Raw genomic sequence first — 25,890 nt, 5'->3', positions numbered from 1 at the left:
CCCAGACCCCCCTCGACCCCGACTCCCACACCTTCCTCACCCACACCCTCCACCACACCTACGGCATCACCCCCACCCTCACCGACCTCACCCCCTCCCTCACCACCGACTACCTCCGCACCACCCTCGTCACCCACGGCCAACGCATCACCTGCGACGCCGCACTCACCTGCACCGACCTCCACACCCACCACACCATCCACGCCAACCCCCAACTCGTCCTCGTAGAAACAAAAACAACCGGCCACCTCACCGAGGCAGACCGGCTGTTGCACGGATACGGCATACGTCCCGCCGTCTTCACGAAGTACTGCGGGGCGTTCGCGGCCTTGCGGCCGGAGTCGCCCGCGAACCGCTGGCGGCGCGCGGCGCGGTGCGCCTTCGGCGCCTCGGCGTAACGCGCGGGCCGGGGCCCGGGGTTCGTGTACGACCCTCGGGCCCGCGGGGCGGCGACGTCTCAGCCGCGACGGCGGCTGAAGATCCTCTTCGCGGCGTAGATGATGCCGACGATCAGCAGCACGAAGAAGAGGATGATCAGAATCCCCACGATCAGCAGGAACTTGCCGAGCTTGGCGAAGAAGCCCTTCTTCTTTTTCTTCTCGGGCTTGGAGGCGAGCTCCACGGACGACGACGCCTTCGCCACCCGCGCCGCACCGGCCGCCGTGACCGCGGACGCGTCGGCCGCCGGTGCCGCGGCGGCCGCCGGGCGGACGGACCCGGTGGCCGCGGCCGCCGTGTGAGCCGTCGTGGCCGTCAGTCCCATGACGGCCATCGCGACGACCAGGGCGCCGACTATGGAGCGTGCGATCCGGTGCATCATTCTGCTTCTGTCCTTACAGTCCGTGGACGGTCTTGACCTGCGTGTTCCCCGCCCCGGCGACCGCCGGGGCACGGGCCGGGCGAGAGTACCGGCGGTCACGCCACCGATCAAGGCGAGCGCCCGCACCACCCCTCCGACCGGCGCGCGATCCCCGTCCTTGCGGGACACTTTAGAGGTTGCGCAAGTGGGGAAGTGTCATGAGGTCCGCCGCCCGGCACCCGGACACGGCCCGGTGGCGCACGGCGGACGACGACACGGCACACCACTGGCACCGGGGGACGCCCATGGACAGTCTGGACCACCTCCGGGTGGAGGACACACCCGACTTCGAACACGTCGTACAACAGGCCCTGCACTTCCCGGAGATCAGGGACGCGGTGCGGGGCAACGGGGCCCGCGTCAGCGCCGAGCAATTACGCGCCATGGCACTGCGGGCCCGCGCGGAGATCGCGGCCACGGCGGCCGACGAGTACCACGCGTACCTCCGGCAACGGACCGCCGTCGCCGCGCAGGAGCCCCCTCCCCCGGATCCTGACGAGCCGCCGGCACGAGGCGCCGGCGGGCTGCTCGGGGCGCTGGGCGTGCTCGTGCCGGCACTTGCGGCGGTGGCCACCGTGGCCTTCCTGCTGCTCGGCTACGGGCTGCGGCTCACCGGCACCCAGGAGCACCTGGCGGACGGCCTGGTGACCGCGGGCTGGACCACATCGGCCGTCGCGGTGGTGAGCGCGGCGGCGGCGATAGCGGCCCTGCTGCTCACGGCGCTGCGCCAGCGCACGGCGGACGAGTCCGCGGAGGCAGCCGCGGAACCGGAGACGGAAGTGGCGCTGTCGCGGCGCGCGTGGCAGCAGGCGCTACTGGAACGAGGGGTCCTGCCGTTCCTCCACTCGGCACTCCAGGAGGCCCGGCAGTGATCCGCCGCCGGCGCCCGAGAGCGCGCGGGGACACCCCCGCCTTACGGCTTCAGCGCCACCTCCTTGGTCTTCTCCGTCGGCAGCGGCTGGTCGGGGCAGGTGTCCAGCACCCGCCCCATCGCGTCGTGCTCGTCCTTCGTCACCCACAGCCCGTACTCCTTCTTCACCGCTATCTGCCGGGCCACATACGTGCACTGGAACGCCTTGTTGGCGGGCAGCCACGCGGCCGCGTCCTTGTCGCCCTTCCCCATGTTCGCCGGGCCGTCCGCGGAGACGAGGTTGAGCGGGTCGTTGGCGAGCGCCTCGCGCCGCGCCTGACCGATCTTCTGGGCGCCCGTCTGCCACGCGTTGGACAGCGCGACGAGGTGGTCGATCTGCACCGCCGACGAGGTCTTCTGCCCGCGCTGGAAGCGGATCTTCGCGCCGGTGTACGGGTCGGCCAGCGTCCCCGCGTCCACCACGCACTTCGAGCCGCCCTTGAGCTTCTTGTCCGTCAGATCGCGGGCGAGTATGTCGTTGCGGGTGTCGCACGAGTTCCCCGAGCCGAGGGCGCTCGTCGAATCCGACCACGCCGGGCCGAAGTTGGCCTCGCGGTCGTAGCCGGCCTTCGAGGCCGCTTTCTTCACCGGCAGCTCCGCCAGGGCCGCCCGCGCGGTGCCCGGCTCGCCCTTTCCACCGCCGTCGTGGGACGCGGAGCAGCCTGCGAGCACGGCGCCCGCCAGGACCGCGGCGAGTGCTGTACGGAAGGTGCGGGGGTTCAAGGGGACCGGCCTCGTTTCGTGTCGGAATGCGCGTCATCGGGGGCCGCGTGGGCGGCTTCCGCCCGCCGCGACCCCGTAAATGATCACTCAAGGTCCGTCATATCCCGCTATCGGCCATCGAGAAGCACCCCTGGGAACGGAGAACGGCGGTCATGCGCATACGCCTGCGGGACCGGCTGCGGTACTGGTTCGACAGCACCATGGACCGCGGCACCCCCGCCCTGATCGGCTGGCTGGCGCTCGCCTCCGTCACCCTCATCGGGGTGATCACCGTGCTGGTGGTGGTCTTCACCGACTCGGACACCGAGGCCAACGGCGGCTGGGCGGGCGTCGCGTGGATGAGCATGCTGCGCACCCTCGACGCGGGCACCATGGGCGGCGACAAGGGCGCGCCGCTGTTCCTGGCGCTGATGCTCGCGGTGACCATCGGCGGCATCTTCATCGTCAGCGCGCTCATCGGTGTGCTGACCACCGGCCTCGACAACCGCATCCAGCAGCTGCGCAAGGGCCGCTCCCAGCTCGTCGAGCGCGGGCACACGGTCGTCCTGGGCTGGTCGGAGCAGGTGTTCACAGTGGTCGCGGAGCTGGTGGAGGCCAATCAGAGCGAGCGCCGCTCCTGTGTGGTGGTCCTCGCCGACCGCGACAAGGTCGACATGGACGACCAGATCCGGCTGCGCGTCCCCGACACCGGCCGCACACGGGTGATCTGCCGGTCCGGCAGCCCGCTGAAGCGGGCGGACCTGGAGCTGGTGAGCCCCGACACCGCCAAGTCGGTCATGGTGCTGCCGCCGGTCGGCGACGACCGCGACACCACGGTCATCAAGATCCTCCTGCTGCTGAACAACCGCGCGTGGACGGGCCCGCGGCCGCCGGTGGTCGCGGCGGTGCAGGAGTCGGACAACCTCGCCGTCGCCCGGCTCGCGGCGGGCGACGGCGCCCTGGTGATCGACGCCGACGACTTCGCGGTCCGGCTGGTGGCGCAGTCGCACCGCCAGTCCGGCCTGTCGGCGGTCTGCGACGAGCTGCTCAGCTTCATCGGCAACGAGATCTACCTCCGCCGCGAACCGGCGCTGACGGACACCACGTACGGCGAGGCCCTGGACCGCTACGACCTGGGCATACCCATCGGGCTGCGGCGGCCGGACGGCACGGTGCTGGTCAACCCCGCCATGGACACGGTGATCGGCGCCGACGACGAGATGATCCTGGTCGCCGAGGACGACGTCTTCATCCGGCTCGCGGAGACGACACCGCCCGTCCTCGCCTCCGCGATCGTCTCGGTGCCGGGACGGCCGTCCGCCCCCGACCGCACCCTGCTGATCGGCTGGAACTCCCGCGCCCCGAAGATCGTCGAGCTGCTGGACCAGCTGGTGCGGCCGGGCTCGGTCCTGGACGTCGCCGCACCCGTCCGCCCCGCGGCGGAGCTCGCGGCCCCACGGGCCGGCCTCGCGCTCGGCTACCGGTACTGCGAGCCGACCAGCAGGAAGTCCCTGGAGGCCCTCGGCCTCGGCGGCTACCAGCACGTCGTCGTGCTCTCGGACGAGAGCGTCGACCCGGGCCTCGCGGACGACCGGACGCTGGTGACCCTGCTGCACCTGCGGGACATCGAGGTCGGGCTCGGGGACCCGTACTCGATCGTCACGGAGATGAACGTCGACAGCAACCGCGAGGTGGCGCAGGTCACCAGGGCCGACGACTTCATCGTCAGCACCAAACTGACCTGCCTGCTGCTGACCCAGCTGGCGGAGAACCGCCACCTCCACGCGGTCTTCGCCGACCTCTTCGACCCGGCGGGCTCGGAGATCTACCTCAAGCCCGCACCGCACTACCTGCGGCCGGGAGCGGAGGTGAACTTCACGACGGTCGTCGCGGCGGCCCGGCTGCGCGGCGAGACCGCGATCGGCTACCGCCTGGGCCGGGACAACGGCAAGCCCCCGTCGTACGGGGTCTTCCTCAACCCCCCGAAGGCCGCCCCGGTGACGCTGTGCGAGGGGGACCACGTCATCGTGCTGGCGGAGAACTGACGCCGGGTGACGCCCCTCACACACCGGTGCCCCGGCTGGTCGAGACCAGCCGGGCTCACCTCGGGCTCACCCGAGGGCACCAACAGCACGGTGCCCCGCCCGGCCAGAGCCAAGCGGGGCACCGTAAGACCAGGTCGCAACGTTTCTGCACCTGAGCCGCAAAGTGGGGCGGGTGGGACTCGAACCCACGGCCGACGGATTATGAGTCCGCTGCTCTAACCGGCTGAGCTACCGCCCCGTTCACGGCGCGTCGCGCACATCTGTGCGCGCCGTCTGCCGCAGCATAGCCGCTCATACGATCTGCTGCCCCTGTGGGTCCGCATTGCGTGACCGACCTGACCTTGAGGACTTCGATCACGGCCGGGTTGGTTCCCGCCCAATGCAAAAAGGACCCCATGAAGGGGTCCTGTCCTGCTGGCTCCCCCGACTGGACTCGAACCAGTAACCTGCCGATTAACAGTCGGCTGCTCTGCCAATTGAGCTACAGGGGATCGCGCTCCCCCGACTGGACTCGAACCAGTAACCTGCCGATTAACAGTCGGCTGCTCTGCCAATTGAGCTACAGGGGAATGTCGCGTGTGCCTCGAATGCTCTGCCGACCGGTCTTCCGGGCGGCGTGCGCTCGCTGCGAGACATACATTAGCGCAAGCAGGGGGGTGCTCCGCCAATCGATACCCCGGGAGTGACCTTCACACCCGGCGGGTAGGCGCCGAGCACAGCCCGCCGACCCTCCACTGGATGTGTGGGGCGTGAGGGATCCGAGGGAAGGGTGGAGCGTGATGCGCTACCGGCTGACGTTCATCATCGGTGCGGCCGTCGGGTACGTGCTGGGCGCGCGGGCCGGCCGCGAGCGGTACGAGCAGCTGCGGAAGGGAGCGCAGCGGGTCGCGCAGAACCCCGCGGTCCGCAACACCGCCGAATCCGCCGCGCAGAACGGCCGGGCCCTGGCCTCCAAGGCGTTCGACAGGCTCGGCGACCGGCTGCCCGGCTCGGTGAGCGACCGGGTGCGCTCCCTGCGCGAGCGGGGCCAGGGCGCCGAGGACGACTGGGGCACCAGCAACACATGACCGGATGACGCCCGGACCGGAGTCGTTTGGCATCATCACCGCATGGGCATAGTCGCCGGGTTGGACAGTTCCGCCAAGAGCACACAGATCGTCGTCTGCGACGCGGACACGGGTGCCGTGCTCAGGCAGGGGTACGCGCCGCATCCCTCGTCCACCGAGGGGGACCCACAGGCGTGGCTGATGTCACTCGGCGACGCCGCCGCGGGCGGACTGCTGGAGGGCGTCCAGGCCATCGGCGTCTCCGCGCAGCAGCAGGGGCTCATCGCGCTGGACGCGGGCGGGGTGCTCGTCCGGCCCGCGCTGCTCGGCAACGACAAGCGGATGCAGCCCTCGGCGGCCGATCTGACGGACGCGCTGGGCGGCCGCGCCGCGTGGGCGCAGGCCGTCGGCTCGGTGCCGCAGCCGGGTCAGCTGCTGGCGAAGCTGCGCTGGCTCGCGCGGAACGAACCGGAGTCGGCGACGCGGACGGCCGCGGTGCTCCAGCCGCACGACTGGCTGGTCTGGCAGCTGCTGGGCCGTCCGATGCGGCGCACGACGGACCGCGGCGACGCCTCCGGCACGGGCTGCTGGTCGGCGGCGACCGGGTCCTGGCGGCCGGATCTCGTGGAGCTGGCCCTGGGCCACCCGGTGGCGCTGCCGGAGGTGCTCGCCCCCGCGGAGCCCGCCGGGCACACCCCGGAGGGGCTGCTGATCTCCGCGGGCACGGGCGAGACGATGGCCGCGGCCTTCGGCCTCGGGGTCGGGCACGGCGACGCGGTGATCTCCCTGGGTGCCTCGGGCTCGGTCTTCGCCGTGCACCACGAGGCGCTCATCGACCCCACGGGGTCCATCACCTCCTACGCGGACGCCACCGGCATGCACCTGCCCGTGGTGCACACCCTCAACGCGGTCCGGGTGCTGCGCGGCACCGCCGAGCTGCTGGGCACGGACCTCGCGGGCCTCTCCGAGCTGGCGCTGCGGTCCTCGCCGGGCTCGTACGGGCTGGTGCTGCTGCCGTATCTGGAGGGCGAGCGCACCCCGCACCTGCCGCACACCGCGGGCAGCCTCACCGGGCTGCGACGGGAGAGCATGAAGCCGGAGCACCTGGCACGGGCCGCGTTCGAGGGGATGCTCTGCGGGCTCACGGACGCCCTGGACGTGCTGCGCACCCGCGGCGTCCAGGTGCGGCGGGTGTTCCTGCTGGGCGCCGCCGCGGAGCTGCCCGCCGTGCAGGCGATCGCCCCGGCCCTCTTCGGCGCGCAGGTCGTCGTGCCGCAGCCCGCGGACTACGCGGCGCTGGGCGCGGCCCGGCAGGCGGCGTGGGCTCTGGGCGTCCAGCACGGCACGCACTCGCCGCAGCAGCCCCCGCTGTGGCCCGCGGCGGCCAGCCAGGTGTTCGAGGCGGCGGGCGAGGACCTGTCGGTGGGGCAGGCGGTCCGGCAGCAGTACGTGACCGTGCGGGAGCAGTCCCACCCCGGGGCGTTCCAGTAGGGGGCCGCCGTTCCGTCGGGCGCCCCGTCAGTCGAGGTAGCCGCGGAGCTGGTCGGCGAAGGCGTGGTCGCGGAGCTTGTTGAGCGTCTTGGACTCGATCTGGCGGATGCGTTCGCGGGTGACCCCGAAGATCCGGCCGATCTCCTCCAGCGTGCGGGGGCGGCCGTCGACCAGGCCGTAACGCAGCTGCACGACCTTGCGCTCGCGCTCGCCCAGGGTCGACAGGACGGCCTCCAAGTGCTCGCGCAGCAGCAGGAAGGCGGCCGATTCGACGGGTGAGGCCGCGTCGCCGTCCTCTATGAGGTCGCCGAGGGCGACGTCGTCCTCCTCGCCGACGGGCGCGTGCAGCGAGACGGGCTCCTGGGCGAGGCGCAGCACCTCGCTGACCCGCTCCTGGGTGAGGTCGAGCTGGCCCGCGACCTCCTCGGCGGTGGGCTCGTAGCCGTGCTCCTGGAGCATCCGGCGCTGGACGCGGACGACCCGGTTGATCAGCTCGACGACGTGGACGGGGACGCGGATGGTGCGGGCCTGGTCCGCGAGCGCGCGGGACATGGCCTGCCGGATCCACCAGGTCGCGTACGTCGAGAACTTGTAGCCGCGGGCGTAGTCGAACTTCTCGACCGCCCTGATCAGCCCCAGGTTTCCCTCCTGGACCAGGTCGAGCATGGTGAGGCCGCGGCCGATGTAGCGCTTGGCGACGGAGACGACGAGGCGCAGGTTGGCCTCGATGAGGCGGCGCTTGGCCATCCTGCCGAGGACCACCAACCGGTCGAGGTCGACGGCGAGTTGGGAGTCGAGGTCGGGGGTGCTGCCGAGCTTCTCCTCGGCGAAGAGGCCCGCTTCGACGCAGCGGGCGAGCTCCACCTCCTCGGCCGCGGAGAGGAGCGGGATCCGGCCGATCTCGCGGAGGTACTGACGGAAGAGGTCGGAGGAGGGGCCGCCGCCCGAGTCGGCGGCGGAGGTGCGTTCCGGGCCGGATTCCGTGCCGGATTCCACGCCGGGTTCGGGGCCCGGCGCCGGGGACGCCTCGTCGGGGAGGCTCTCACAGCCGGGCGGCTCCGCCTGCTGGGGCACGGCGGCCGGGGACAGGGTCTGCGTCTGGGGCCGGGTCGGGGTCCGGGTCTGCACGGGGGCGACCTCCAAGGTGATCGCTGCCGATTCGGGGGGTGGCATGCGACGGAGGGTTCCGGGTCCCTGCGGCCGGACCAGGCACCGCCCACCAGTGTGGGGTACGACGCAGGCCGTCCACGAGGGGCTTGCGGGCACTTTCTGAGTCCGCCCCGTGACGGGTGGTGACCCGCCGCCCGGCCGCGGGTCAGAGCGCCGCGGCTCCCCTGTCCTTCAAGGACCTGCCGTACTGCTCCAGCACCCAGAGCTCGTTCTGCACGGCGGCCAGGTGCTCCGGGTCGGCCCCGGTGCCCAGCCGGACGAGGCTCGCCTGGACCTCCTGGACGCGCCGCTCCACCGCCCGCAGACGGACCTGCACCAGCTGTCCCCCGGCGTAGAGCTCGTCGACGTTCTTGCTGCGGATGGCCTCGACGGCCAGCTCGGTGATCAGGCCGCGGACGGTGTCGTCGGGGGCCGCCTCACGGACGCGGGTGAGGTAGTCCTCGGGGGCCTGGGTGACCCCGCCCGCCTGCTCGACGGCGCGGCGGACGGCCACATACGGCGCGGCGGTGAACTCGTCCTCGCCGTAGGCGTCGAAGGCGGGGGCAACGAGCTCGGGCCGCTGGAGGGCGAGCTTGAGCAGCTCCCGCTCGGTGAGCTGGGCGGGGCTGCGCAGATTGAGGGCGGGGCCGCGGGTGCCGGTCCGGGCGGCGGGCGGCAGGGGCGCGGCGGGGGCGTTGCGGTGCGTACGGCCCTGGTCGGGCCGGGTGCCGCGCTCGCGTGCCCAGCGGGCGAGCTGGCTCACGCGCATGACGACGAACTGGGTGTCGAGGATGCCGAGCAGCCCGGCGAGGCGCACCGCGTACTGGTGGCGGATGGAGCTGTCCTTGATGCCCGCGACGATCGGCGCGGCCTCCTCCAGGGCGGCGGCCTGGCCCTCGGGGGTGTCGACCTCGTGCTGCTTGACCAGGGAGCGGATCGCGAACTCGAAGAGGGGGGTGCTGTCCTCGACGAGCTGCCGGACAGCCTCGTCGCCCCGGTCGAGGCGGAGCTCGCAGGGGTCCATGCCGCCGGGGCTGACGGCGATGTTGGTGCCCGCGGCGAACTTCTGGTCGTCCTCGAAGGCGCGGAGGGCGGCCCGCTGGCCCGCGGCGTCGCCGTCGAAGGTGAAGATGACCTTCGAGCGGGAGTTGTCCATGAGGAGCCTGCGGAGGATCTTGACGTGGTCGGCCGCGAAGGCGGTGCCGCAGGTGGCGATGGCCGTGGTGACCCCGGCGAGGTGGCAGGCCATGACGTCGGTGTAGCCCTCGACGACGACGGCGCGGCTGCTCTTGGCGATGTCCTTCTTGGCGAGGTCGATGCCGTAGAGGACGTGCGACTTCTTGTAGATCGGGGTTTCGGGGGTGTTGAGGTACTTGGGGCCGTTGTCGTCGTCGCGGAGCTTGCGGGCGCCGAAGCCGATGACCTCGCCGGTGATGTCGCGGATGGGCCACATGAGGCGGCCGCGGAAGCGGTCGATGGGGCGGCCGTTGCGGCTGTCCTGGGCGAGGCCGGAGAGGATCAGCTCCTTGTCGCTGAAGCCCTTGCCGCGCAGGAAGCGGGTGAGGTGGTCCCAGCCGGCCGGGCTGTAGCCGACGCCGAAGTGCTGGGCGGCGGCCTGGTCGAAGCCGCGGCCCGCGAGGAAGGCGCGGCCGATCTCCGCCTCGGGGCTGTCGAGCTGGTCGGCGTAGAACTTCGCGGCGTGCTTGTGGGCCTCGACCAGGCGGATGCGCTCGCCCTGCTGGCGGCCCGGGGTGTAGCCGCCCTCCTCGTAGCGCAGGGTGATGCCCGCCAGGCCGGCGAGCCGCTCGATGGTCTCGGCGAAGGAGAGGTGGTCGATCTTCATGACGAAGTCGACGGTGTCCCCGCCCTCCTGGCAGCCGAAGCAGTAGAAGAGCCCCTTGGCGGGGCTGACCTGGAAGGACGGGGACTTCTCGTCGTGGAAGGGGCAGAGGCCCTTGAGGTTGCCGCCGCCCGCGTTGCGGAGCTGGAGGTATTCGGACACGACGGAGTCGATCGGGACCGCGTCCCGTACCGCCTTCACGTCGTCATCGTTGATCCGTCCAGCCACGCGAGAATTCTACGGCCGGACGAGGCCGCTCAGGACTGCGGGAGCAGGGATTCCAGGGGTACTCCAGGGTCGGCGAGGGCGTCGGGGTCCGGGGTGGCTCCGGCGCGGATGAGCTTCTGGAGGGGATCAGTGACATCCCACACATTGACGTTCATGCCCGCCAGCAGCCTGCCCTCGGAGAGCCAGAAGGCGATGAACTCGCGCTTGCCGACGTCGCCGCGGCAGACGACCTGGTCGTACGAGCCGGGGGGCGCGTAGCCGGAGTACTCGAGGCCGACGTCGTACTGGTCGGAGAAGAAGTAGGGCACCCGGTCGTAGGAGACCTCCTGCCCGAGCATGGCGCGGGCGGCGGCGGGGCCCTCGTTGAGGGCGTTGGCCCAGTGCTCGACGCGGAGCCGGGTGCCCAGCCAGGGGTGCTCGGCGGCGGCGACGTCCCCGGCGGCGAAGATGTCGGGGTCGGAGGTGCGCAGCGAGGCGTCGACGGCGATGCCGCCGCCGTCGGCGCGGTCGACGAGGGCGAGGCCCGCGGCCTCGGCGAGGGCGGTGCGGGGGGCGGCGCCGATGGCGGCGAGGACGTCGTGGGCGGGGTGCTCCTCGCCGTCGTCGGTGCGGGCGGCGAGGACCATGCCGTCGTGGCCGGCGATCTCGGTGAGGCGGGCGCCGAAGTGGAAGCGGACGCCGTGCTCGGCGTGCAGGTCGGTGAAGAGCTGGCCGAGCTCGGGGCCGAGGACGGTGTGCAGGGGCGTGGGCTCGGGCTCGACGACGGTCACCTCGGCACCGTAGCCGCGGGCGGCGGCGGCGACCTCCAGGCCGATCCAGCCCGCTCCGGCGATGACGAGGTGGCCGTTGTCGCGCCCGAGGGAGGAGAGGACGCCGCGCAGCCGCTCGGCGTGCGCGAGGCGGCGCAGGTGGTGGACGCCGGCGAGGCCGGTGCCGGGGATGTCGAGGCGGCGGGGTTCGGCACCGGTGGCCAGCAGCAGCCGGTCGTAGTGGACGCGGGTGCCGTCGCCGAGGCGTACGGACTTGGCCGCGCGGTCGAGGTGGACGGCGGGCTGTCCGAGGTGGAGCTCGATGTCGGCCTGGGCGTACCAGGCGGGCTCGTGGACGAAGACGCTGTCGCGGTCGTCCTGGCCCGTGAGGTACCCCTTCGAGAGCGGCGGCCGCTCGTAGGGGTGGTCGCGCTCGTCGCAGATGAGGATCACCCGGCCGGTGAAGCCCTCCGAACGGAGGGTCTCCGCGGCCTTCGCCCCGGCCAGGCCCCCTCCGACGATGACGAACGTCTGGTGTGCGTCGACCACTTGCTGCCTCCTCGCTGCCACGCAGTGCGTCTGCGCTACCGCCCCCGGTCGAGATCGCCCGTGCAGAGAGTGCCGCACGAAGTCAGCCGCCGGAAGAGGGACTCCCCGGACGGGTCAGTACCCGCATGGTGTGGGGGAATTCCTCGGATTCTGTGGACATTCGGTCACCCTTTTGGCACAGTCCCCGCCTCGGCGAGCCGGGTGCGCAGGGCGCGTGCGGAGGCGTCGGTCAGGGCGGCGATCTGGTCGACGACGGCGCGCAGCCGCCCGGCGTCGTCGTGGGCGGCCTCGTAGAGGGTGCGGAACTGCGGGTCGAGGCCGTCGGGGGCGCGGGCGACGAGCGCCTCGGCGAGCTCGGCGATGACGACGCGCTGGTCGGCGCGGAGCTTCTCCTGGTCGGCGCGCTGCATCACATAGCGGTCGGCGACGGCCTTGAGGACGGCGCATTCGAGGCGGGTGGCGCGGGGGACCTCGAGCTGGGCGCGGTAGCGGGTGAGACGGCCGCGGCGGCCCGGCCGGTCCCCCCAGGCGGCGCGGGTGGCGGTCTCGGCGGCGAGGCAGAAACGGCCGATGAGCTGGCTGGTCGCGTCCTTCAGGCGGGCCTGGGCGACGGCCGATCCGTCGTAGCCGTGCGGCCACCACTCCTGTTCGAGGAGGCGGTCGAGGGCCTCGGCGAGTTCCTCGGGGCCGGCGCCCGGCGCGTAGCGCCCGGCGGCGACGGCGAACACCTCGCGGCGCTCGGGCCCGGCGAGGAGCACATCGGGGTCGAGGTGGCCCGCGTGCAGGCCGTCCTCCACGTCGTGGACGGAGTAGGCGACGTCGTCGGACCAGTCCATGATCTGGGCCTCGAAGCTCTGCCTGCCCTCGGGGGCGCCCTGCCGGAACCAGGTGAAGACGGGGACGTCGTCGGGGTAGACCCCGAACTTGCGGGAGGCCGGGTCGGTGGGGTGACCGCCGCGCGGCCAGGGGTACTTGGTGGCGGCGTCGAGGGCGGCCCGGGTGAGATTGAGGCCGACGCTGCACAGCTCGCCGCCGCGGGACACGAAGCGCTTGGGTTCGAGACGGGTGAGGAGGCGCAGCGACTGGGCGTTGCCCTCGAAGCCGCCGCAGGGCTCGGCGACTTCGTTGAGCGCCTGCTCGCCGTTGTGCCCGAACGGGGGGTGCCCGAGGTCGTGGGCGAGGCAGGCGACCTCGACCAGGTCGGGGTCGCAGCCGAGGGCGGCGCCCAGCTCCCGGCCCACCTGGGCGCACTCCAGGGAGTGGGTGAGGCGCGTGCGCGGACTGGCGTCCCAGACCTGGCCGCTGCCGCCCGGGGTGACGACCTGGGTCTTCCCGGCGAGGCGGCGCAGCGCGGCGGAGTGCAGGACGCGGGCCCGGTCGCGCTGGAAGGCGGTGCGCCCCGGGCGCTTGTCGGGCTCGGGGGCCCAGCGCTCCAGGTCCGCCGCGTCGTATCCGGCGATGCCGGGCTGTTCCATCGCGATCCGTGCCGATCCGTTCATACCCCCGACGGTAGTGGCCGGGTGTGACAGCAGCGATGCCGGGAACCGGCCGGGCCGCCATGGCGTTGATCAATGGGGACGAAAGGGTGTTCGGCATGAGGCGAAGGGGCGGGGTGCGGCTGCCGCGGACGAGGACGGGCAGGCGCCGCGCGCTGTGGGCGGTGGTGGCGGGCTGTCTGCTCGCGCTGGCGCCCATCACCTGGGTGTACGCCTCGGCGTCCCCACGGGTGCGGGAGGTGGCCGGCGTCCCGGAGGCGCCGGTGGCCATGGTCTTCGGCGCGGGCCTGTGGAGCGGCGAGCCCTCCCCGTATCTGGCCCACCGGCTGGACACGGCGATCGAGCTCTACCGGGCGGGCAAGGTCCGGGCGGTGCTGGTGACCGGTGACAACGGCCGCCAGGAGTACGACGAGCCGGACGCGATGCGCGCCTATCTGACGAAGCGGGGGGTGCCGGACGGCCGGATCGTCAGCGATTTCGCGGGCTTCGACACCTGGGACTCCTGTACGCGGGCGGCGCGGGTCTTCGGCGTGCGGAAGGCGGTGCTGGTCAGTCAGGGCTTCCACATACGGCGGGCGCTGGCGCTGTGCGAGGCGGCGGGGATCGACGCGCACGGCGTCAGCGCGGAGGATTCGCACGGCCCGACGTGGTACGCGGGCGGTGCCCGCGAGGTGTTCGCCTCGGGCAAGGCGGCGTTCGAGGCGCTGGTGCGGCCGGGGCCGCGCTTTCTGGGACCGCGCGAGCCGGGGCTGGCACGGGCCTTGTCCTCCGACGGGTGAGCCTGCCGGCTGGGTGTCGTTGCTGAGTGCGGGCCGTCTGCCGACTGCGGGCCGGTTGCCGCCTGCGGGCCGGTTGCCGCCTGCGGCGGGAGCGGCCTGCGGCCGCGTCCTCAAACGCCGGACGGGCTGGTTGTGGGCTCGTCACCGTTGTCAGGTGCGGGGCCGTGCCGCTCCGGGGTGGTGCGGGACTGCTTCGCTTTACGTCCCACACCACCCCTGCGCGTCCCGCCCCCTCCCGTCACCCCATCTCCAGCCCGTCCGGCGTTTGAGGACGCTCCCGTAGGGAGCCCCCGCCGCAGGCGGCGAACCGGCCCGCACCCCATCCGGCTCCCGCCGGAGGCTAGGCGCGGCTGGGTTCCCGGCTGTTTATCGCGTCGAGGTAGAGCTTGAAGATCTCGTCGTCGTTGATCGGGCTGTACGAGACCTGCGAGCTGTCGTCGCCGTCGGGGCCGCCGCCGTTGAGGCCGCCGAGCACGCCCACCAGGTCTCCCGTCCGGGTCTTCTCGTCGAAGTGGGTGAGCCAGGGGCTGCCCGAGGTGCCGGAGAAGAAGCCGTCGCAGCGCATCTTCAGCTGCCGGTGGTTGTCCAGTCTGCTGGTCATGGCCGTGCAGCGGATCGCCTGGTCGGCGGGGTCGTCGTCGGCGTCGGGGTAGCCGATGACGGTCACCCGGTCGGTGTAACCGGGGGTGCGGACGAGCCGGTTGGCGCCGGTGACGCGCTCGACCTGGCGGCCCAGGCTGTCGGGCTTGAGGGTGGCGAAGGCGAAGTCGAGGTCGGATCCCTCGCCGTTGTCGGTGCGCCGCGGGTCGACGAAGGTGCGGTCCACGGCCCACACACCGTACGGCTGCTTGCTCGCGCCGGTGCGGTAGCCGGGTACGAAGGCGGCGTCGTCGCCGAAGGAGCAGTGCCCGGCGGTGATGATCAGGTTGCCCTTGGGGCTGTGCACCACGCTCGCCGTGCAGTGGTGTTCCTTCATGTCCTCGCCGACGGAGAACAGCACCCCGACCGTGGGCACCCCGTCGAAGTGCCGGGCGCTGCCGGTGATCTTCTGCGCCTCGGAGCCGGCGTCGCGGCCGGAGCCGCCGTCGGCGCCGTCCGTCGAGGAGGCGGCCATCCGTGACGGTCCCCAGAAGCGCTGGGCCTCCTCGCTGGACCAGCTGCCGTCCCGGCCGTGCCCGCCCGCGCCCTTGGGCACCGCTGCCGCCAGCGCGACGACATACAGTCCCGCGAGCACGGCCCGGAACCATCTGGCCCGGCGCCACCGGGAGAAACGCACATGCACCCCCACCACGTCAGGAAGGTAGTCGACAGGCTAGCCGCATCCGTCGGGAACCGGCCCGCGGCGGAGCGATTTCCGTACAGTGGGATGACACACGATCCGGCATAAGACCAGCGTACGAATGTCCTGTGAGCCCCGCGATTCCGTCCCACGGCGTGGCGCGTGCCTCACCCGGGCGCTGCCGCGGTCATCCGCCCCATTGGTCGATTCCCAGCTTGCACACGAGGGACACCACGACGACGACCAGCACCCCGCGGACGAACCCGCTCCCCCGCTTGAGCGCCATCCGGGCGCCCACCGCCCCGCCGGTGAGGTTGAAGAGGGCCATCGGCACGGCCAGTTGCCAGATGACGGAGTCCTGGAGCGTGAAGGTGACGAGCGCGCCCACGTTGGTGCAGACGTTCACGACCTTGGCCGTGCCGGAGGCGGTCACCAGGTCCAGGCGGAGGATCGCGGCCAGGGCGAGGACGAGGAAGGTACCGGTGCCGGGGCCTATCAGCCCGTCATAGAAGCCGATGCCGAGGCCCGCGACGAGTATCGCGGTGAGCACCCGGCGCCGGGTCACCGGTGTGCCGGAGACCCCCTCCGCGCCGAAAGTGGGGCGCAGCAGGACGAAGGCGAGGACGGCCAGGAGGATGGCCATGATCAGGGGGCGCAGTACGGCGCTGTTGATGCCGGAGGCGAAGAAGGCGCCCGCCAGGGAGCCGCCGAGGGCCGCGAGGCCGATGCGTACCGCCGTCCGCAGATCGAGGGCGCCGCGGCGCGCGTAGGCGACGGCCGCGGCTGCCGTGCCGCAGATGGCGACGGCCTTGTTGGTGCCGAGGATGTGGGCGGGGGCGACGTGGGGCAGGCCGACGAGCAGGGCGGGCAGTTGGACGAGTCCGCCTCCGCCGACGACGGCGTCGACCCAGCCCGCGGCGGCCGCGGCCGCGCAGAGGGCCAGGAACGTCGTCAGGGGGATGTCCGGGGTCACCGTCGGATGGTAGTGGCGGTTCAACCGGCCGATTGGGCCGGGTGGGTGACGTGTCCCGCCGGTGGGGCGGTGTACGCCGTCGGGGCGAACGGCGGGCCGGGGCCCGCCCCGTCACCTAGGCTGGGATTCTCCCTCAGAGCTACTCACTCGTAGGAGCGGCAGACGTGGACGGCTGGAACGCGAGCGACATCCCCGATCAGACCGGCCGCACCGCGGTGGTGACCGGCGCCAACAGCGGCCTCGGTTACATCACCGCCAGGGAGCTCGCCCGCCGGGGCGCCCGGGTGGTGCTGGCCTGCCGGGACGCGACGCGCGGCAAGGCCGCCGAGGACCGGGTCCGGGCGGAGGCCCCGGGGGCGGAGGTGCTGTTCGCCCCGCTGGACCTCGCGGACCTGGCGTCCGTGCGGGCGTTCGCGGAGGAGTTCCCCGGTGACCGGCTCGACCTGCTGATCAACAATGCCGGGGTGATGGCGCTCCCGGAGCGCCGGACGGTCGACGGGTTCGAGATGCAGTTCGGCACGAACCACCTCGGGCACTTCGCGCTCACCGGGCTGCTGCTGGAGCGGCTGCGGGCGGCCGGGCGGGGCGCGCGGGTGGTCAGCGTCTCCAGCGGCCTGCACTTCCTGGGCACGGTGGATCCGCGCGACCCCAACATGGAGCACCGCTACCGGCGTTGGCCCGCGTACGGCCGCTCGAAGAGCGCCAACCTGCTCTTCGTCCACGAGCTGTCCCGGCGGCTGACCGCGGCGGGCCTCCCGGTCGTGGCCGCGGCCGCGCACCCCGGCTACGCGGCGACGAACCTGCAGACGGCGGGGGCGCGGATGGAGGAGCGGGCCTGGGCGGAGCGGGCCTTCCAGCTCCTCAACCGGGCGGTCGCGCAGAGCGCCGACGCCGGGGCGCTGCCCACGCTCTACGCGGCGACGGCGCCCGACGTCCGGCAGGACGACTTCTTCGGCCCGGGGAGGCGGGGGCCGGGCCGGGCGCTCCGGGCGCCGTGGACCCGCGACGACGCGGCGGGCGCGGGCCTGTGGACCGCGTCGGAACGCCTGACGGGCGTCACCTACCGCTGGGCCTGATCCGCCGCCGGCCGCCGTACCCGCCTGGCCGCCTGCGGCGGGAGCTCCTTCCGGGGGCGTCCTCGGACTCCCCCGGCTGTCTCCCCGCCGCAGGCGGAGTCAGTCCAGGCCCGCGCGTTCCAGCAGGGCCTTCGTGGTGTCCCCGTCCACCCGGCGGGCCACGGTGGCCAGTACCGTCCCGCCCTCGCGCAGCAGGCCGCTTTCGCGCGCCCGCCGCGCGCCCGTGTCCAGTTGGTGCCAGAGCAGGGGGTTGGCGACGAGGACGGCCGGGTCCAGTTCGACGCGGCCGCCGCCGACGTCGCGCAGGATCAGCCGTGGGGTGATGCCGTCGGACCGCCGGACCCGGGTGAGCAGGTCGGTGCGTACGCGCCGTTCGCGCAGCAGGCCGCGGGTGGCCAGCCAGCCGTCGCCCGCGGTGACCCGCTGGGGCAGCAGCACGGCGACGAGGAGGGCGCCGAGCGTGGCCCAGCAGCCGCCGCGGAAGGCGTCGAGGCCGCCCCGGGCGAGGTCGATGAGGGCGAGCACGGCGGTGAGGCCGGCCCCGGAGAGCCAGGCGGCCCGTGCCTCGCGTCGCCAATGACGGTCGTGGGCGAGCACCGCACCACCCGGCGGGGCGGTCCGTGCACCGCTGCTGCGTATCCGCAAGGCCTGTCGCCGTCCCATGGCCGTGACGTTAGGCCGGTGGTCCGGCGAGGTGTCGGCCGTTGACGGCGTACTGATGCCGGGCGCCCCGTTTCTGACGCGGCACTGACGCTCCGTCAGTCACCGCTGTCAAGAACGCATCAAGATCCCGTGGAACCGCGCCAAGAGGGCGCCAAGACCGTGCGCGGCCGCCGGAAGCCGGGCGCACTCTGGCCGTCCCACGCAACGGAGGTACGACAAAAGATGTCCATGGTGGCCAATACGGACGAGCGCGCCGGGGCCGACGAGGAACCGCCCGATACCGGGGCCGCGCAGTCGGCCGCGGAGGAGCGGCACCGGCTGACCGCCACCCAGGGCCTGGCCGCCCTCTCGCTCGACGCGATGGCGTCCGTGGCGTACGGGCCGGAGTCGATCGTCCTGGTGCTGGCGGCGGCGGGGGCGTACGGCCTAGGTTTCACCCTGCCGGTGACGCTCGCGATCGCCGCGCTGCTGGCCGTGCTCGTCGCCTCCTACCGCCAGGTCATCGCGGCCTTCCCCGACGGCGGCGGGTCCTACGCCGTCGCCAAGCTGCACCTGGGCCGCCGTACCAGCCTGGTCACCGCGGCCTCGCTGGTGCTGGACTACGTGCTGAACGTGGCCGTCTCCGTGACGGCCGGCGTCGCCGCCCTCACCTCCGCCTTCCCCTCCCTCTACGACCAGCGGCTGTGGCTCTGCCTGGCCGTGCTGGTGCTGGTCACGGGCGTGAACCTGCGCGGGATCGTGGAATCGGCCAAGTGGTTCATGGTGCCGACCGCCGTGTTCATCGGCTCGATCCTCGCGGTGGTCGTGGCGGGCCTGTTCCGGTCCGCGCCCGCGAGCACCGAGGCCGCCGCCGGGCACGCGTCCGCACTCGCCGACAACGCCACCTCGGTCGGCGCCCTGCTCCTGCTGAAGGCGTTCGCCGCGGGCTGCTCCGCGCTGACGGGCGTCGAGGCCGTCGCCAACGCCGTGCCGTCCTTCCGCGCCCCGCGCGCCAAGCGCGCCCAGCGCACGGAGGTCGCGCTGGGCGCGCTGCTGGGCGTCATGCTGATCGGCCTGTCGGTGCTGATCGGCCGCTTCCACCTGCAGCCGGTCGAGGGCGTCACCGTCCTCGCCCAGCTCGCGGACGCCTCGCTCGGCCACAACTGGGCCTTCTACGTGGTGCAGTTCGCGACCGTGGTGCTGCTGGCCCTGGCCGCGAACACCTCCTTCGGCGGGCTGCCCGTCCTGATGGGCCTGCTGGCCCGGGACAACTACCTGCCGCACGTCTTCGGCCTGAAGGCCGACCGGCAGGTCCACCGGCACGGCGTGCTGGCGCTGGCCGCCGTCTCCGCCCTGCTGCTGGTCTTCTCCGGCGGCGACGTCAACACCCTGGTGCCGCTCTTCGCGATCGGCGTCTTCGTCGGCTTCACCATCTGCCAGGTCGGCATGGTCCGGCACTGGCGGCAGGAACGCTCCCCCAAGTGGCGCGGCAAGGCGCTCCTCAACGGCTTCGGCGCGGTGCTCACCGGCGTCTCCGCGGTCGTCGTCACCGCGACGAAGTTCGAGGAGGGCGCCTGGCTGATCGTCCTCGCGCTGCCGCTGATGGTGCTGGTCTTCGAGGCCGTCCACCGCGCGTACGGGCGGATCGGCGACCGGCTCGGGCTCGGGCGGGTGCCCGAGACGCCGCGCCGCTGCCACTCGCTGGTCGTCGTGCCGGTGTCCTCGCTGTCCCGGCTGACCAGCAAGGCCCTGACCGCCGCCGTGTCGCTCGGCGACGAGGTGGTCGCCGTCACCGTGACCCAGCCCGATGCGGAGGGCCACCGCGCCGCCGAGTCGCTGCGCCGCGACTGGGAGCTGTGGAACCCGGGCGTCGACCTGGTCGAACTGCCCGCCCCCAACCGGGCCCTGGGCGCCCCGATCGTCGCCTATGTGCGCGAACTGACCGACCGGCACCCCGACAACCGCGTCACGGTGCTGATACCGGAGGTCGAGCCCGCGCACGTATGGCAGCGGCTGCTGCAGAACCAGCGGGGCGCCGTCGTTGCCCACGCCGTGCGCCGCGACACCGACGCGGTCATCTGCCGCCTCCGCTTCCGCCTCGGCGCCGAACCCGCCCCGGCCGGAAACAGCGCCACGCGGCGTTGACGTGCTCCCCGGCCTAACGGCCGGGGATTCCTGCCACGGTCGTCCGACCGTCTCGGTGGCTTCCTGCTTCTCCGCGCGGTGCCGGGACTTTCGTCCTGGTCCTACCCGCGCTCCGCGAGGCGTTTAGCCTGTCCGCCCGTCCGGCGGCCAGGGTGTTCTTGGAGGCGTTCTCGTCGCGGTCGTGGACGGTCCCGCAGCGCTTGCACGTCCATTCCCGGACGTGGAGGGGCTTGGGACCGTCCTTGGTGCCGCACACGGAGCAGATCTGGGAGGTCGGCTCGAAGCGGCCGATCTTCCCGAAGTAGCGGCCGTGTTTGACGGCTTTGTACTCCAGCATGCCGACGAACGAGGACCATCCGGCGTCATGCACGGACTTGGCCAGCCTGGTGCGGGCGAGACCGGACACCGCGAGGTCTTCCACGTACACCGCTTGGTTGTCGCGGATGATGCGTGTGGAGGCCTTGTGATGCCAGTCCCGCCGCCTGTCGGCAACCTTGGCGTGCTGACGCGCGACCTTGATACGGGCCTTGGCCCGGTTCCTCGACCCCTTCGCCTTGCGCGACAGCTCCCGCTGCAACCGCTTGAGCTTCCTCTCCGCACGACGCAGGAACTTCGGCGAGCTGATGCAGGTGCCATCGGAGAGGACAGCGAAGGTGGACAGACCGAGGTCGATACCGACCTCGGTTTCCAGCTCGGGGAGGACATCGGGTTCGGTGTCCACGACGAAGCTCATGAAATACCGGCCGGACGAGTCCCTGATGACGGTGAGGGACGTGGGCGCCGCGGGCAACGGGCGGGACCACTGGACCTTGATGTGGCCGACCTTGGCCACGTACACGGTGCCGTTGCCCTGGAGGGAGAAGGCGTTGGTGTTCAGCCGGATGGACTGTCGAGTGTCCTTCTTCGACTTGTACCGGGGCAGGGAAGCCCTCGGCCCCTTGCGCTTGCCCTTGATCGAGTCGAAGAAGTTCCTGTAAGCGGTGTCCAGATCTCGCAGAGACTGCTGGAGAACGACCGCCGACACCTCCGCGAGCCATGCACGCTCCTCGGTGCGCTTGGCCTGGGTGATGTACACCTTGGACAACTCACCCGATGTGACGTAGGGCAACCCGGCCGCGCGCGCTTCCTCGCGAGCCCGTAGGCAGTCGTTCCACACCACCCGGGCACACCCGAACGCGCGGTTCAGCGCACGGCACTGGAGCGCATCCGGGTACATCCGGTAGTTGTAGCGAAGCTGCATACGCATGATCCTGGGGAAACCGACCGCAGAGAACAGCGAAACGAGCATAAGCGCGGCAGATATGCGATTTCGATGAGAAAATGGCCGGTTTCGTTGATCGTTGAGCCGTACAGTCACGGCCACACAACGAGGGGACGGACGACATGGCGATCAGCCGCAGACGACTCCTGACGACCGGCGGCGCGCTCGCGCTGACGGGCGGCCTCGCCGCCGCGTGCGGTTCGAACACCGGGCGTGGCGGCGGGGGTTCGGGGCCCGGGTTGTCGCAGTGGTACCACCAGTACGGCGAGCCGGGCACCGAGCGGGCGGTGCGGCGGTACGCGGGCGCGTACAAGGACGCGGACGTACGGGTCCAGTGGCGGCCCGGCGACTACGACCAGCAGACCTCCGCGGCGCTGCTGACCGGCTCGGGGCCCGATGTGTTCGAGGTCAACGGCCCGACGCTGGACCAGATCCGGGGCGGCCAGGTCGTCGACCTCACCGATCTGGTCGGGGGCGTCCGGGACGACTTCCACCCGGCGGCCCTCAAGCCGAAGATCTGGGACGGCCGGGTGTGGGCGGTCCCGCAGGTCGTCGACACCCAGCTGCTCTACTACCGCAGGAGCCTGCTGGACAAGGCGGGGGTACGGCCGCCGACGACGCTGGACGAGCTGGTCGACGCGGCGAGGCGGCTCACGGACTCCCGGGTCAAGGGCCTCTTCCTCGGCAACGACGGCGGCGCGGGCGTCCTCGGCGGCACGCCCCTCTACGCGGCGGGCCTCTCCCTGGTCACCGACGACGGCAGGGCCGGTTTCGACGACCCGGCCGCGGCCCGCGCGCTCGGCAAGATCCACCGGTTGTACGCCGACAGGTCGCTGCTGCTGGGCGCGCCCGCCGACTGGTCCGACCCGTCCGCGTTCGTCCAGGGGCTGACCGCGATGCAGTGGTCCGGACTGTGGGCGCTGCCCCAGGTGAAGAAGGCGCTGGGCGACGACTTCGGGGTGCTGCCGTTCCCCGCGGACGGCCCGTCGGGGAAGCCCGCCGTGCCGGTCGGCGCGTACGGCTCCGCGGTGAGCGCCCGCAGCGGCCACCGGGACGCGGCCAAGGCGTATGTGAAGTGGCTGTGGGTCGACCGCACCGACTATCAGGAGGACTTCGCGCTCTCCTACGGATTTCACATACCGTCCCGTCTGTCGCTCGCCGCGAAGGCGAGCCGGCTCAAAGAGGGGGCGGCGGCGGAAGCGGTGCGCTTCACGGCCGAGCACGGCTACGCGCAGCCCCTTCTGTGGACGGTGGCGAGCAGAACCGCCTATCAGGATGCTCTCAGCCGCATCATCAAGGGCGGCGCCGACCCCGAGGGCGAGTTGAGGGCGGCGCTCCGCACCACGGAGGCCGAACTCCGGCGCGTACAGAAGAAGTCCTGAATGGCGGCGCCCGGCAGCACACGACGGCGCACCACCCCACGCGAGCGGAATCAGACCCTCTGGTTTTGGGTTTTCGTCGGTCCGTTCGCCATCGGCCTCGCTCTTTTCACCTATGTGCCGCTCGCCTGGAGCGTCTGGCTCAGCTTCTTCGACGCCCGCAACACGGTCTCCCCGACACGCTTCGTCGGTCTCGGCAACTACACGGCGGTACTGGGCGAACCCGCTTTCCGGGACGCGTTGGCGACCTTCACGGTCTTCACCGCCTTCATCGTCCCGGCCACGTACGCGCTGTCGCTCGGACTGGCCCTGGCGGTCGGCAGGCTGCGCTTCGCGCGCGCATTCTTCCGGTCGGTTTTCTTTCTGCCGACCGCGTGCTCCTACGTCGTCGCGGCGCTGGTCTGGAAGCTGTCGATCTTCAACGGGGTGCGGTTCGGCCTGGCCAACACCGTGCTGGGCTGGTTCGGCGCCGAGCAGGTCGCCTGGCTGTCGACCACCGATCCGCCCTGGTACTGGCTGGTCCTGGTGACCGTCCGGCTCTGGCTCCAGACCGGCTTCTACATGGTGCTGTTCCTCGCCGGGCTGCAGCGCATCCCGCCACAGCTCTACGAGGCTGCCGCCGTCGACGGCGCCCGGCCGGGCTGGCAGACCTTCCGCCACATCACCTTCCCGGCGCTGCGCGCCACGTCGGTGGCGGTGGTGCTGCTGCTGGTCGTCAACGCCTTCCAGGCGTTCGACGAGTTCTACAACCTGCTGTCGGACGCCCGCGGTTATCCGCCCTACGCGCGGCCGCCGCTGGTCTACCTCTACTACACGGCGCTCGGGCAGGAGCAGAACCTCGGTCTCGGCAGCGCGGGCGCGGTCGTCCTCGCCCTGGTCATCGCAGTGGTGACGGTGGTCCAGGCCCGCTGGTCCGGGCTCGGCAGGCAGCGGAACGAGGAGGGGTGAGGGATGGACGACGCTCTCGTACGGGTGGGCCGGGCGCTGCGGCTGGTGCTGCTGATCGCGCTGGCCGTGGTGTTCCTGGTCCCGTTCTATCTGCTCGTGCGCAACGGCCTGGCCACCGAGGCGGACATCACCGCGCCCGGCTGGACGTTCTTCCCCCGCGAGCTGCGCTGGTCGAACGTGCGCGAGCTGTTCGACGACCCGAGCGTGCCGATGGCGCACGCGCTGCTCAACTCGACGCTGATCGCGGTGGCGACCACGCTCGGCACGCTGCTGCTCGCCTCGCTGGCCGGCTACGGCCTGGCCCGTATCCCGTACCGGCACGCGAACGCCGTCCTCTACGCGGTCCTGGGCACGCTCATGGTGCCGGCGGCGGTCACGTTCGTGCCGTCCTTCGTGCTGGTCTCCTCGCTGGGCTGGGTGTCCACGCTGCACGGGCTGATCGTGCCGACGCTGTTCAGCGCCTTCGCCTGCTTCGTCTTCCGGCAGTACTTCCTGGGCTTCCCCCGGGAGTTGGAGGACGCGGCCCAGGTGGACGGGCTGGGTCCGTGGCGCACGTACTGGCGCGTCGTCGTGCCCAACGCGCGGCCGGTGTTCGCGTCGGTCGGCGCGATCGTCTTCATCGGCGCCTGGAACGCCTTCCTGTGGCCGCTGGTCATCGGACAGGACCGGGACGCGTGGACGGTGCAGGTGGCGCTGTCGACGTTCACCACGGCGCAGAGCGTCAACCTCCACGAGCTGTTCGTCGCCGCCGCGGTGTCGATCCTGCCGCTGCTGGTGGTCTTCGTGGCGCTCCAGCGCTACATAGTTGCGGGTGCGGAGCGGTCGGGGATCGACGGCTGAGGGCGGCGGACGGGCTGCGGGGCGCGGTGGCCGCCCCGCAGCAGCGCGGCGCCCAGCGGCGTCAGGGTGTGCATCACCGCGCTGCCGTTGCGCAGGGTCAGCACGAGGCCCGCCTCGCGCAGCACGCCCGCGTGCTGGCTGGCGGAGGCCGCCGACACCCCGACGCGGCGGGCGAGTTCACTGGTGGTGCAGCCGCCGCCGATGGAGCCGAGCACGGCGGAGCGGGTGTGCCCGACGAGCTTGCCCAGCGACCGCGGCGGCGCCTCGACGGGCGGCGAGGACTCCGACATGTGCCGGGCCGGGTAGACGAGAACGGGCGGCAGCTCGGGGTTGACGTAGGTGACCGGCGTCCGGCGGCAGAAGAACGAGGGAACCAGCAGCAGGCCCCGGCCGTTGAGGAAGACGTCGCGGTCCACGGGGTAGTCGGCCTCCAGTACGGGGGCCCGCCAGCGCATCATCGGCGGCAGCGAGGACAGCAGCGCGTCGGCGCCGCCGTCCAGCAGCGCCCGGCCGCGCACCGCGCGGTCCGCCTCTATCTGCGCCTGTATATGGGACCAGTAGGGGGCGATGGCCGCCTCGTGGTAGGCGTGCAGCGCGCCCGTCAGCTTGGCGAAGGCCCGGGGGTCGCCCTCCGCCATGGATCGTATCCAAGCGGGGAGCGTGCGGACCGTGGAGAGCCTGCCCAGCTCCCGGTGCACCCGGTCGGGCGGGGTCTCGCGCAGCGCCTGCATGCCCGAGTCCAGTCCGAGTACGCCTTCGGGGGGCGTCAGGAAGTCCGGAAAATAGCCGCGGGAGGGAACCAGCGGGGCGAGAAGCCGAGTTTCACCATTCAACCTGGCCCGGGTTTCCGACCGCCAATCGCCGAAGATCGACTCGCCTTGTTTGTCCCGGAGCCGGTGCAGGCTCAATACGGTTTCCCAGAGTGCGTCCGGGTCTCCGGCCAGGCGCAACCGGGCCAGATCGAGTCCAGTGAAATGGACGCGTAGCACCAAACCCCCACATGAGACATCCGCAACCACCCCCCGCTCACTGAGTATGCACACCGATACGAGCTGTTACCACGCCCTTTTGGCCACAGTTGAAAGGACTCGCGGGGAACGTCTGCGAAGCGAAATGCTATTCACGCACTCGGGGCTGCTCCCGCTCGTTCCCGTGGGGGGTGGCGAGCGAAAAAGCGGCCGCTGAGTATGCGAGTTGCCGCCCGAGCCGATGCGGGCGGCAACAACTCCCGGTGGGGGAGTAAGAGGGGCGGCGCTCCCGCACGGGCGCCGCCCCTTCGCCGTGCGGCGGGCTTCCGGTTGCGGGGTACGCCCACGTTACGTACGGGTTACCACCCGGGGGCTCCGCTTCGTTCGGATGCGGGTCTCTGATCCGGTTGCGCCCGTCCTGCCCTTCGTCTGCGGGCCGGTGGGGGCTGTGTGCATCCGGGGCCGGGGCCGCGGAAGGGCACGGATCAGAGCCTGGTCGCGGAGCTGCCGTCCGGCGGCTGCCCGCAGTACCGGGG

Annotated in this window: 22 protein-coding genes and 3 tRNA genes; 11 read left to right on the top strand and 14 right to left on the bottom strand. The window is 72.1% G+C overall.

From position 1 onward, the window contains the following. The coding region (locus ACWD4A_RS30415) for a VTC domain-containing protein (protein WP_451198834.1) at positions 1-398 on the top strand (398 nt) is incomplete at its 5' end. A gap of 59 nt (positions 399-457) precedes the next feature. Here ACWD4A_RS30415 and ACWD4A_RS30410 read toward each other — a convergent pair. Further along, complete coding sequence (locus tag ACWD4A_RS30410; protein WP_451198833.1) at positions 458-820, bottom strand: hypothetical protein; 363 nt, start codon at positions 818-820, stop codon at positions 458-460. A 197-nt stretch (positions 821-1,017) separates the two neighbouring features. Between ACWD4A_RS30410 and ACWD4A_RS30405 the strand changes: the two genes are divergently transcribed. Then, positions 1,018-1,731: a hypothetical protein gene (locus tag ACWD4A_RS30405; RefSeq protein WP_451198831.1), complete on the top strand. Its 714-nt coding sequence runs from the start codon at positions 1,018-1,020 to the stop codon at positions 1,729-1,731. Between the two features lie 41 nt (positions 1,732-1,772). Here ACWD4A_RS30405 and ACWD4A_RS30400 read toward each other — a convergent pair whose 3' ends face one another. Then, positions 1,773-2,492 (bottom strand): HNH endonuclease family protein, encoded by a 720-nt coding sequence (locus ACWD4A_RS30400; protein ID WP_451198830.1) that lies wholly within the window; start codon positions 2,490-2,492, stop codon positions 1,773-1,775. Positions 2,493-2,644: 152 nt separating this feature from the next. On the opposite strand from ACWD4A_RS30400, the gene ACWD4A_RS30395 reads away from it, so the two are divergent. Then, entirely contained in the window at positions 2,645-4,516 is a 1,872-nt protein-coding gene (locus ACWD4A_RS30395) for a CASTOR/POLLUX-related putative ion channel (protein ID WP_451198829.1), read from the top strand. Positions 4,517-4,680: 164 nt separating this feature from the next. On the opposite strand, the gene ACWD4A_RS30390 is transcribed toward ACWD4A_RS30395, so the two are convergent. The 3 genes from ACWD4A_RS30390 to ACWD4A_RS30380 all read right to left on the bottom strand — a co-directional run bounded on the left by ACWD4A_RS30390 (position 4,681) and on the right by ACWD4A_RS30380 (position 5,085). Further along, positions 4,681-4,754: transfer RNA gene (locus tag ACWD4A_RS30390), tRNA-Ile, on the bottom strand. A gap of 177 nt (positions 4,755-4,931) precedes the next feature. Then, a tRNA-Asn gene (locus tag ACWD4A_RS30385) sits at positions 4,932-5,007 on the bottom strand. A gap of 5 nt (positions 5,008-5,012) precedes the next feature. Continuing rightward, positions 5,013-5,085: transfer RNA gene (locus tag ACWD4A_RS30380), tRNA-Asn, on the bottom strand. A 210-nt stretch (positions 5,086-5,295) separates the two neighbouring features. On the opposite strand from ACWD4A_RS30380, the gene ACWD4A_RS30375 reads away from it, so the two are divergent. Both ACWD4A_RS30375 and ACWD4A_RS30370 read left to right on the top strand, forming a co-directional pair. After that, positions 5,296-5,583: a YtxH domain-containing protein gene (locus ACWD4A_RS30375; RefSeq protein ID WP_451198837.1), complete on the top strand. Its 288-nt coding sequence runs from the start codon at positions 5,296-5,298 to the stop codon at positions 5,581-5,583. 42 nt (positions 5,584-5,625) lie between these two features. Then, positions 5,626-7,053, top strand: coding sequence for an FGGY family carbohydrate kinase (locus tag ACWD4A_RS30370; protein ID WP_451198828.1), 1,428 nt, complete (start codon positions 5,626-5,628; stop codon positions 7,051-7,053). A gap of 27 nt (positions 7,054-7,080) precedes the next feature. Here the strand turns inward: ACWD4A_RS30370 and ACWD4A_RS30365 are convergent, their stop codons facing one another. The 4 genes from ACWD4A_RS30365 to ACWD4A_RS30350 form a co-directional block, all read right to left on the bottom strand. Then, positions 7,081-8,226: an RNA polymerase sigma factor gene (locus ACWD4A_RS30365; protein ID WP_451198826.1), complete on the bottom strand. Its 1,146-nt coding sequence runs from the start codon at positions 8,224-8,226 to the stop codon at positions 7,081-7,083. A gap of 142 nt (positions 8,227-8,368) precedes the next feature. Continuing rightward, positions 8,369-10,270: a DNA primase gene (gene dnaG / locus ACWD4A_RS30360; RefSeq protein WP_451198825.1), complete on the bottom strand. Its 1,902-nt coding sequence runs from the start codon at positions 10,268-10,270 to the stop codon at positions 8,369-8,371. 29 nt (positions 10,271-10,299) lie between these two features. Then, complete coding sequence (locus ACWD4A_RS30355; protein WP_451198823.1) at positions 10,300-11,568, bottom strand: NAD(P)/FAD-dependent oxidoreductase; 1,269 nt, start codon at positions 11,566-11,568, stop codon at positions 10,300-10,302. A 164-nt stretch (positions 11,569-11,732) separates the two neighbouring features. Further along, on the bottom strand, positions 11,733-13,067 hold the full coding sequence (locus tag ACWD4A_RS30350) for a deoxyguanosinetriphosphate triphosphohydrolase (protein WP_451198822.1): 1,335 nt from the start codon (positions 13,065-13,067) through the stop codon (positions 11,733-11,735). Positions 13,068-13,162: 95 nt separating this feature from the next. Between ACWD4A_RS30350 and ACWD4A_RS30345 the strand changes: the two genes are divergently transcribed. Beyond that, positions 13,163-13,843, top strand: a complete 681-nt coding sequence (locus tag ACWD4A_RS30345) for a SanA/YdcF family protein (protein WP_451198819.1) — start codon at positions 13,163-13,165, stop codon at positions 13,841-13,843. Between the two features lie 340 nt (positions 13,844-14,183). Here ACWD4A_RS30345 and ACWD4A_RS30340 read toward each other — a convergent pair whose 3' ends face one another. Further along, positions 14,184-15,077, bottom strand: coding sequence for a trypsin-like serine peptidase (locus tag ACWD4A_RS30340; RefSeq protein ID WP_451198818.1), 894 nt, complete (start codon positions 15,075-15,077; stop codon positions 14,184-14,186). A 232-nt stretch (positions 15,078-15,309) separates the two neighbouring features. Then, positions 15,310-16,095: a sulfite exporter TauE/SafE family protein gene (locus ACWD4A_RS30335; protein WP_451198817.1), complete on the bottom strand. Its 786-nt coding sequence runs from the start codon at positions 16,093-16,095 to the stop codon at positions 15,310-15,312. A gap of 164 nt (positions 16,096-16,259) precedes the next feature. Between ACWD4A_RS30335 and ACWD4A_RS30330 the strand changes: the two genes are divergently transcribed. Then, entirely contained in the window at positions 16,260-17,171 is a 912-nt protein-coding gene (locus ACWD4A_RS30330) for an oxidoreductase (RefSeq protein ID WP_451198816.1), read from the top strand. 99 nt (positions 17,172-17,270) lie between these two features. Here the strand turns inward: ACWD4A_RS30330 and ACWD4A_RS30325 are convergent, their stop codons facing one another. Then, positions 17,271-17,834 (bottom strand): hypothetical protein, encoded by a 564-nt coding sequence (locus ACWD4A_RS30325; protein WP_451198814.1) that lies wholly within the window; start codon positions 17,832-17,834, stop codon positions 17,271-17,273. A gap of 222 nt (positions 17,835-18,056) precedes the next feature. Between ACWD4A_RS30325 and ACWD4A_RS30320 the strand changes: the two genes are divergently transcribed. After that, the gene (locus ACWD4A_RS30320; protein ID WP_451198813.1) at positions 18,057-19,958 is read left to right on the top strand and encodes an APC family permease; all 1,902 of its coding nucleotides are present in this window, start codon (positions 18,057-18,059) and stop codon (positions 19,956-19,958) included. 13 nt (positions 19,959-19,971) lie between these two features. Here the strand turns inward: ACWD4A_RS30320 and ACWD4A_RS30315 are convergent, their stop codons facing one another. Further along, complete coding sequence (locus ACWD4A_RS30315; protein ID WP_451198836.1) at positions 19,972-21,198, bottom strand: RNA-guided endonuclease InsQ/TnpB family protein; 1,227 nt, start codon at positions 21,196-21,198, stop codon at positions 19,972-19,974. 143 nt (positions 21,199-21,341) lie between these two features. On the opposite strand from ACWD4A_RS30315, the gene ACWD4A_RS30310 reads away from it, so the two are divergent. Genes ACWD4A_RS30310 through ACWD4A_RS30300 form a run of 3 tightly spaced genes read left to right on the top strand, consistent with a single transcriptional unit; the run spans position 21,342 to position 24,386 of the window. Further along, on the top strand, positions 21,342-22,601 hold the full coding sequence (locus tag ACWD4A_RS30310) for an ABC transporter substrate-binding protein (protein WP_451198811.1): 1,260 nt from the start codon (positions 21,342-21,344) through the stop codon (positions 22,599-22,601). Further along, positions 22,602-23,546, top strand: a complete 945-nt coding sequence (locus ACWD4A_RS30305) for a carbohydrate ABC transporter permease (RefSeq protein ID WP_451198808.1) — start codon at positions 22,602-22,604, stop codon at positions 23,544-23,546. 3 nt (positions 23,547-23,549) lie between these two features. After that, the gene (locus ACWD4A_RS30300) at positions 23,550-24,386 is read left to right on the top strand and encodes a carbohydrate ABC transporter permease (protein WP_451198807.1); all 837 of its coding nucleotides are present in this window, start codon (positions 23,550-23,552) and stop codon (positions 24,384-24,386) included. Here the strand turns inward: ACWD4A_RS30300 and ACWD4A_RS30295 are convergent. Beyond that, entirely contained in the window at positions 24,344-25,375 is a 1,032-nt protein-coding gene (locus ACWD4A_RS30295; protein WP_451198806.1) for an ArsR/SmtB family transcription factor, read from the bottom strand. The genes ACWD4A_RS30300 and ACWD4A_RS30295 overlap by 43 nt on opposite strands. Positions 25,376-25,890 lie beyond the last annotated feature (515 nt).

It is taken from the genome of Streptomyces sp. NPDC002537, assembly GCF_053594975.1.
The sequence above is the reverse complement of the archived record's forward strand: the minus strand, read 5'-3'. Positions and strand labels throughout refer to the sequence as shown.

What these genes read in the sequence shown, in the direction of transcription:
- ACWD4A_RS30410 (WP_451198833.1), bottom strand. Translation starts at nt 820, where the DNA reads ATGATGCACCGGATCGCACGCTCCATAGTCGGCGCCCTGGTCGTCGCG.
- ACWD4A_RS30405 (WP_451198831.1), top strand. Translation starts at nt 1,018, where the DNA reads ATGAGGTCCGCCGCCCGGCACCCGGACACGGCCCGGTGGCGCACGGCG.
- ACWD4A_RS30395 (WP_451198829.1), top strand. Translation starts at nt 2,645, where the DNA reads ATGCGCATACGCCTGCGGGACCGGCTGCGGTACTGGTTCGACAGCACC.
- ACWD4A_RS30375 (WP_451198837.1), top strand. Translation starts at nt 5,296, where the DNA reads ATGCGCTACCGGCTGACGTTCATCATCGGTGCGGCCGTCGGGTACGTG.
- ACWD4A_RS30370 (WP_451198828.1), top strand. Translation starts at nt 5,626, where the DNA reads ATGGGCATAGTCGCCGGGTTGGACAGTTCCGCCAAGAGCACACAGATC.
- ACWD4A_RS30365 (WP_451198826.1), bottom strand. Translation starts at nt 8,226, where the DNA reads ATGCCACCCCCCGAATCGGCAGCGATCACCTTGGAGGTCGCCCCCGTG.
- ACWD4A_RS30350 (WP_451198822.1), bottom strand. Translation starts at nt 13,067, where the DNA reads ATGAACGGATCGGCACGGATCGCGATGGAACAGCCCGGCATCGCCGGA.
- ACWD4A_RS30345 (WP_451198819.1), top strand. Translation starts at nt 13,163, where the DNA reads ATGAGGCGAAGGGGCGGGGTGCGGCTGCCGCGGACGAGGACGGGCAGG.
- ACWD4A_RS30325 (WP_451198814.1), bottom strand. Translation starts at nt 17,834, where the DNA reads ATGGGACGGCGACAGGCCTTGCGGATACGCAGCAGCGGTGCACGGACC.
- ACWD4A_RS30320 (WP_451198813.1), top strand. Translation starts at nt 18,057, where the DNA reads ATGTCCATGGTGGCCAATACGGACGAGCGCGCCGGGGCCGACGAGGAA.
- ACWD4A_RS30315 (WP_451198836.1), bottom strand. Translation starts at nt 21,198, where the DNA reads ATGCAGCTTCGCTACAACTACCGGATGTACCCGGATGCGCTCCAGTGC.
- ACWD4A_RS30310 (WP_451198811.1), top strand. Translation starts at nt 21,342, where the DNA reads ATGGCGATCAGCCGCAGACGACTCCTGACGACCGGCGGCGCGCTCGCG.
- ACWD4A_RS30305 (WP_451198808.1), top strand. Translation starts at nt 22,602, where the DNA reads ATGGCGGCGCCCGGCAGCACACGACGGCGCACCACCCCACGCGAGCGG.
- ACWD4A_RS30300 (WP_451198807.1), top strand. Translation starts at nt 23,550, where the DNA reads ATGGACGACGCTCTCGTACGGGTGGGCCGGGCGCTGCGGCTGGTGCTG.